Annotated in this window: 2 protein-coding genes; both read left to right on the forward strand. The window is 63.6% G+C overall.

From position 1 onward, the window contains the following. The first annotated feature begins 192 nt into the window (after positions 1 to 192). Entirely contained in the window at positions 193 to 1,719 is a 1,527-nt protein-coding gene (istA, locus tag V9G17_00555) for an IS21 family transposase (GenBank protein MEI2751064.1), read from the forward strand. A gap of 55 nt (positions 1,720 to 1,774) precedes the next feature. Next, a complete protein-coding gene (istB, locus tag V9G17_00560; GenBank protein ID MEI2751065.1) occupies positions 1,775 to 2,578 on the forward strand; it encodes an IS21-like element helper ATPase IstB in 804 nt (267 codons plus the stop codon). Positions 2,579 to 2,892: the final 314 nt, after the last annotated feature.

Consider the following 2,892-nt stretch of genomic DNA (forward strand, 5'->3'; position numbering starts at 1 on the left):
AACTCGCGCCGCTATAAGGCCATTTCGGTGGCGGCGTAATGAGGCCACTGGATTCGCGGCGCAATGAGGCCAGAGCAATCGCGGCGCAATAAGGCCACGTAGAAGGCAAGTAGAGGCGGTTTCGGACTTCCGATTGTGTAACCTCTGGCAATTTTGCCGGGGGCAGGCGCAATGGCTAACAGGAAGTTCGAAATGTACGAAATACGACAAATGATTCAACGCCTGCGACTGGGCGAAAGCAATCGGGCGGTCGCGCGAGCACAGGGGGTCGGGCGCGACACCGTCGCACGTGTGCGAGACATCGCCGCCGCGCAGAACTGGCTGGAGGCGACGAGCCCGCTGCCGGACGACGCGACGATGGCGCGTTACTACCAGACGACGGGCGGCGGGGTGGTCAAGAACGCGAGCCACCTGTCCACTGTGGAGCCCTTTCGCGAGAAAGTTCTCGAGTGGCACCGTCAGGGCATTGCCGTGAGCAGCATCCGCCAGGCGCTGGCCCGCCGGTACGGCTACGGCGGCAGCGTGCATGCCGTCTATCGCTTCCTGCGTAGCGAAGCGGCCCCCGCCCCGGTGGCGACCGTGATGCTCGACTTTGCCGTAGGCGAACAAGCGCAGGTCGACTTCGGTTCGGGACCGCTGATCACCGACCGCCATTCCGGCGAGGTGTTCAAGACCTGGTTCTTCGTCATGACCTTGTCGTGGAGTCGGCACCAGTACGCCGAAGTGGTGCGCAACCAGAGCGTCGAGACCTGGCTGGCCTGCCACCGGCACGCCTTCGAGTGGTTCAACGGCGTCCCGCGCAAGGTACGGATAGACAACCCGAAGTGCGCGATCACGCGCGCCTGCTACTACGAGCCGACGGTGCAGCGCGCCTACGCCGAACTCGCGCTCGGCTATGCCTTTGTAATCGACCCCTGTCCGGTCGCGGACCCGGCCAAGAAAGGCCGCGTGGAGTCGGGAGTCAAATATGTCAAGGGCAACTTCATGCCGCTGCGCGAGTTTCATAGCCTGGCGCACGCGAATGCGCAATTAGAGGCGTGGATTCAGGGCGAGGCAGGCAATCGCCTCCACGGCAGTACGCGTGAGCGGCCGCTCATGCGCTTCAACGAAACCGAGCAAGCGCTGCTGCAGCCGCTGCCCGCCGTCGCGCCAACGTGCCCAACCTGGGCCAAGGCCAAGCTGCACGGCAACGGCCACGTCCAGCATGCGTATTGCCACTACTCAGCGCCGTTTCGCCTGATCCATCAGACGCTGTGGTTGGAAATCACGCCGGATGTCGTACGCCTCTATCACGAGCACGAGCTGGTGGCGATCCATCCGCGTCTGTTCAAAGCGGGTACGCGGTCGACCGTCGCGGATCATCTGCCACCCGACGCCCAGGCTTACTTCATGCGCGATCCGCAGTGGTGCTTGACCCAGGCCACGGCGGTCGGGCCGGCTTGTCGGGCGGTCGTCGAGAGCTTGTTCGCGAAGCGTGTGCTCGATCAGCTGCGCGCCGTCCAGGGCTTGCTGCGCTTGGCCGATCAGTTCGGTCGCAACCGACTCGACGCGGCGTGTAGCCGCGCGCTGAACTTTGGTACGCCGAGCTATCGCACGATCAAGCAGATCCTCCAGACCGGACTCGACCAGCAGCCGGAGTTGATCGACGCGCCGACGCTGGAAGCGCCCTATCTGAGTGGCGGCCACTTCCGCCGCCAACCCTCCGATCTGTTGCATTGAGCCGCCGCACGGCGCGCCACTCCTTGCTCATCCCTTATCTATCTGGAATCTTCTCATGAATCCCATGCTCCCACTTGAACCCCTGCTCAAGCAACTGCGCCTGTCCGGCATCCTCGACTCGCTCGAGGCGAGAAACCGTCAGGCGATCGAGGCCAAGCTAGCCTACACCGACTTCCTGGCGTTGCTGGTCGAGGACGAAGTCGCCCGTCGTGATCAGCGTCAGTTTGCCCAGCGCCTGCGCAAGGCGCAGGTGGTCAGCGACAAGACTCTGGAACGTTTCGATTGCAGCCACAGTCCGTCGGTCAATCACGCCTTGATTGCCGAGCTGGCAACCTGCCGATTCGTCCTCGAACAGGCGCCGGTTCTGATCGCCGGCCCGACCGGTACGGGCAAGTCTCACCTGGTCCAGTCGCTCTGCCATTGCGCACTGCGCGCCGGCCATGAGGTGCTGTTCATTTCGCACGCCAAGCTGCTGGCTCAGCTGCACGCGGCGCGGGCGACCGATTCCTTTGAGCGCAAGCTGCGTCAACTGGCCCGCGTCGATGTGCTGGCAATTGATGACTTCGGGCTGCGTCCTATGCGCTCGCCGCAGGATGAGGATTTCCACGATCTGATTGATGCCCGTTATGAGCGCACGACCACCTTGCTGACCAGCAATTTGCACTTCGACGAGTGGGGCGCGGCGTTTCCCAACAAGTTGATGGGGGCGGCGACGCTCGACCGTTTGCGCGACCGTGCTTATCAGATCATTCTCGACGGCGAGACTCGGCGCAAACCGCGGCCCCTGCCGGAAGCCCGGTCGCCCGTCCAGGCCACGGCGGGCAGGGACGCTTCCAAGTCTCCCTCGGCCGCACGTTAGACCCTCAGCGGCGAGCAAACCCTGGGGCGCCGCCCCAGACCCCGCACTCGCCGTGAGGCAGCCGCCGGGGATGAAAAAACATCCCCGACAACTGCCGTCAGCGTCTGCGACCTCCAGGGTGTCAAGGGGCTTTCGCGGCATAAACGCCAAACAGCCGACATTTATTCCACGGTCCCCTGGACACCCTTCCGGTCGCCACTTGCCACGTTGCAAGAAGCCTGAAAACGGCGTAAAACCGACCCGTCCGAAACCGCTAAAACAGCCACTTCTGCTGGCCGCATTACGCCGCGATTCGCTGGCCTTAATGTGCCGCA

This window comes from Nitrospira sp., assembly GCA_037045225.1.
Classification (GTDB): domain Bacteria; phylum Nitrospirota; class Nitrospiria; order Nitrospirales; family Nitrospiraceae; genus Nitrospira_A.

Coding starts and splice junctions, on each gene's coding strand:
- istA (MEI2751064.1), top strand. CDS start 193: ATGTACGAAATACGACAAATGATTCAACGCCTGCGACTGGGCGAAAGC.
- istB (MEI2751065.1), top strand. CDS start 1,775: ATGAATCCCATGCTCCCACTTGAACCCCTGCTCAAGCAACTGCGCCTG.